Source organism: Streptomyces sp. NPDC002156, from assembly GCF_053593675.1.
This window is the reverse complement of sequence record NZ_JBSFDA010000350.1, coordinates 1-2,982: the sequence shown is the minus strand read 5'-3', so window position 1 is coordinate 2,982 and position 2,982 is coordinate 1. Positions and strand designations below refer to the sequence as shown.

At 73.4% G+C, this 2,982-nt stretch carries 2 protein-coding genes; one reads left to right on the top strand and one right to left on the bottom strand.

Features of this window, described 5'->3' with window-relative positions; all coding sequences use genetic code 11:
* Positions 1-45: 45 nt before the first annotated feature.
* Positions 46-1,725: a S8 family serine peptidase gene (locus ACWCRB_RS49560; protein ID WP_451002336.1), complete on the bottom strand. Its 1,680-nt coding sequence runs from the start codon at positions 1,723-1,725 to the stop codon at positions 46-48.
* 181 nt (positions 1,726-1,906) lie between these two features.
* On the opposite strand from ACWCRB_RS49560, the gene ACWCRB_RS49555 reads away from it, so the two are divergent.
* Positions 1,907-2,872 carry an SMP-30/gluconolactonase/LRE family protein gene (locus ACWCRB_RS49555; RefSeq protein WP_451002335.1) on the top strand — a complete coding sequence of 322 codons (966 nt, stop codon included), beginning with the start codon at positions 1,907-1,909 and terminating at the stop codon, positions 2,870-2,872.
* Positions 2,873-2,982: the final 110 nt, after the last annotated feature.

The following is a 2,982-nucleotide window of genomic DNA, read 5'->3' as shown; positions in this document are numbered from 1 at the left end:
GCTGGGCGGATCATCCGCCCAGCGCCCCACCTGTGCCCAACCAGTTCAGCCCGTGATCACCAAGCCGACGATCTCGTCCCCCGAGAACCAGACCCGTACGTCCGGCCGCCCGCCCGCGAACGCGCTGTGCACCGCCTGCCGGATCTCCGGGGACGGACGGTCGAGGCTGCGCCACGCACCCGCCACGAACAGCCGGAGTCTGGGCGGGAGTTCGCGCGGGTAAGGGAGCAGCTCGTCCCAGTAACGCTCGGCGCGGCCCGAGCCGACCGCCTCCGGCAGCAGACGCGTGACCGCCGCCCTGATGTCCGGCCTGCTGCCGATCCGCTGGGACACGGGTCGGCCCGGAGCGTCCTGTTGCGGGGATCCCGTGGCCCGCAGCACCGTACGGGCGGTCTCGGGGGTCATCGGGGGCCGGGCCGCCGCCTTGAGCATGCCCTGGAGCGCGGCCAGGGCGCCGGCCACCGTCGAGGCGGCGGCGGAGGTCCCGCAGAACCTGTCCGTGTACCAGGCGATCTCCTCGGGGCCGCCCCGGAGGTCGCCCGGCCGGTCCCGTAAGCCGCCCGAGGTCGTGACCTCGGCGCCCCAGCCCTGCGCGTCCACACGGGCCCCGTGGTTGGAGAACGCCAGCCGGGACCGGTCGGGGCCGTGATCGCGGCCGTGGGTGCCGGGCGGCGGGGCTCCGGCGCCGACCAGGACCGCGCCGGAGCACGGGTCGGACACGTTGAACGGGTTGCGCCACCACTCCGGGAACCCGGCCGGGCGGCGCTCGTACACACCGTCGTCCAGCGACTCGGCGCCGTTGCCCGCGGCGGCCACTACGAGGATGCCTTTGGCGCTGGCGTGGCGGACGGCGGCGTGGTCGTCCGGCCACCATTCGAGGGCGATGCAGCCCCGCTGGTCGTCGCGGGGTGCGAAGCCGAACCGCGGTCCCGGCCGGTGCAGTCCGACCAGTACGAGGTCCCCGGGGCCGAGCCGTTCGGCGGCGGCGTGGATCGCGGCGGCCGTGCCGAGCCCCTGGACGGACGCAGCGGCCGTCACCGCCTCCGGGACGATCCCGGTGATGCCGTGCCCGTCGCGGTCGGCACCGAGCACGCCGATCACGGACGTACCGTGGTTGCGCCAGGCGAGGTCGGCCAGCGGGGTCCCGGTGACGACGCCCGCGAGCCTGGCGGCGAGTCCCTCGTGGCCGAGCTGCCAGGCGCCTCCCACGTCGATCACCGTGACGCCCCGGCCCGTGCCGCCGGGCCGCTCCCAGGCCCAGTGGGCGTCCACACCCTCGGGCGCGGGCTTCAGGTAGCCCTGACGCCCGGTGAGGTCGGGGGTCACGGTCGCGCCCTCCGCCGCGCTCGCTCCGGTCGCCCGTGACGCGGCCGGCAAGGCGCCCGGTTTCACATACGCCGTGTCGATACCCGGCAACTCGGCGATCCCGGCCCGCAGTTCACGAACGCGTCGCTCACCGCCCCGCACCCGGTAGAACAGCGCGAGGTCGGGCGGACTCTCCGTTCCTGTGCTCCCCGAACGCCGAAGGCGCTCCTCGCTGCCGAACAGCGGTTCCAGGACGAGCTGTTCGGCGTCGAGGAACCTGCCGAGGGCCGACACATCGGCGTCGGCGGCCGAACGTACGCCGTCGGGCCGGGCCCGCAGCCGGGCCTCGGGGCGGGCGACGACGATCAGCTCCTGCTCGGTCCCCTGACAGATGAATCCCGGCTGTACCTGGTCGGTCATCGCAAACCGCTCCCTTCGGTCCATGCGGGTGCCAAACAGGGGTGGTTCAGTGGTCCTTGCTGTCGAGGTGCTGTCGACTCACTGTGACAGGCTGTGGCGCGAGTCGACATGTGATGTGGTGGCGGAGTCAGTTGACCCGCAGGACCGGCCAACTGCCGGTCCCTTCCTGGAAGGAAGCCCCGTGGCACCCACACACGGTTCCTTCGCACGCCAAGTCAGCCGCCGCGGACTCCTCGTCGCGGGAGCCGCCACCGTATCCGCCGCCCTGGTCGCCTCACCGGCCGCCGCCTCCCCGAAGACCCTGCCGACCCTGATACCCCTGCCGAACGGTTTCCGCCCGGAAGGCATAGCCATCGGCACGGGCCCCTACGCCTATCTCGGTTCGCTCGGCGACGGCTCGATCTACCGGGCAGACCTGCGCACCGGAGCCGGCGAGATCATCTCGGCCGGGCCCGGCACCCCGTCCGTCGGGCTCAAACTCGACGGCCAGGGACGGCTGTTCGTCTCCGCCCGCGGCCAGGGCGCCCGGGTCGTGGACACCCGTACCGGCGCCGTCCTCGCCTCGTACACCCTCACCACGGCGACGCCCACCTTCGCCAACGACGTGTTCCTGACCAAGCGCGCGGCGATCTTCACCGACTCCTTCCAGCCGGCTCTGTACGTCCTCCCGCTCGGCCGGGGCGGCGCGCTGCCGGGCGCCGACGACGTCGTACGGATCGCCCTGAGCGGCGACTGGAGCCAGGTGGCCGGCGAGGTCGTCAACGCCAACGGGATCACCGCCACGCCCGACGGCAAGGCGCTGCTCGTCGTCCAGTCGGGGGTCGGCGGACTGCACCGGGTGGACCCGCGCACCGGGGTCACCAAGCTCGTCGCGCTCGGCGACGCGGCCCCGCTCACCAACGGCGACGGCCTGCTGCTCATCGGGCGCACGCTGTACGTCGTACAGAACCGGCAGAACGCGATCGACGTGTTCACGCTCGCCCCGGACGGGAGCAGCGGGGTCTTCCGACGGCGCATCACCGACCCGGACTTCGATGTGCCGACCACCGCCGCCGCGTACCGGAACCGGCTGTATCTGCCCAACGCCCGGTTCACGACGACGCCGACGCCCGAGACGACGTACGCCGTGGTCGCCGTCGACCGCTGACGGGCTCCCGTGCACGACGGAAGGGCCGGTGCTGCTGGAACTGTCAGCCAGTCGCCGCCGGACTTGGCGTCCAGGGCCTGGACGGCCGCGCCGACCCGGCCGCTGCGCAC